Below are 621 nucleotides of genomic sequence, written 5' to 3'. Positions count from 1 at the left end.
GGACTGCGCCCTCCTCGTCGTACACGATGAGCATCGTGCCAATCGGCGTGCGGTACGTGCTGCGGACGAACAGCGAGAGCGCGGGAGCGGCGGTCGGAGCGATCATGGGGCACCTCCGAGGTCATCCTCGCGCGGGCCGCGCGCCGGGATCGGACGGATTCGGACAGCCTTGATGGCATGTCCGGATCTGTCCACCTCGCGGGCTGCGAGTGCGGCAGAATCGATGCATGGACGCCGCCACGCTCGAAGTGCTCCTCGCCACGCAACCGGACGCGCCACGCCGCGGCTTCAACGCCGTGCGCACCACGGGCATCTACTGCCGCGACGGCTGCGCCGGACGCCCGAGGGCGCACAACGTCACGAGGTTCGCGACCACCGTCGCGGCCGAGGCCGCGGGCTACCGCCCGTGCCTCCTCTGCCGCCCGGACCGGCTCCCCGCGTCCGCTTCCAGCCCGCACGAGGTCGTGGAGCGCGCGCTCATCCTCATCAGCGCTGGCGCGCTCGACGACGAGACGGAGGAGGGCCTCGCCTCGCGCGTGGGAGTGACGGCACGGCACCTCCGGCGGCTCTTCCAGGATCACGTCGGGGCGACGCCGGCGTTCGTCGCGCGGTCACGACGTG

At 72.3% G+C, this 621-nt stretch carries 1 protein-coding gene; it reads left to right on the top strand.

Annotated elements, in window-relative coordinates:
* Window positions 1-227 precede the first annotated feature (227 nt).
* Window positions 228-621, top strand: a 394-nt coding sequence (locus tag KDM41_18475) for a hypothetical protein (protein MCB1185411.1), incomplete at its 3' end; no start/stop codon positions are given.

It is taken from the genome of bacterium (assembly GCA_020440705.1).
GTDB lineage: Bacteria > Krumholzibacteriota > Krumholzibacteriia > LZORAL124-64-63 > LZORAL124-64-63 > JAGRNP01.
Note: the sequence above shows the minus strand (reverse complement) of the source record. Positions and strands in the feature narration are given on the sequence as shown.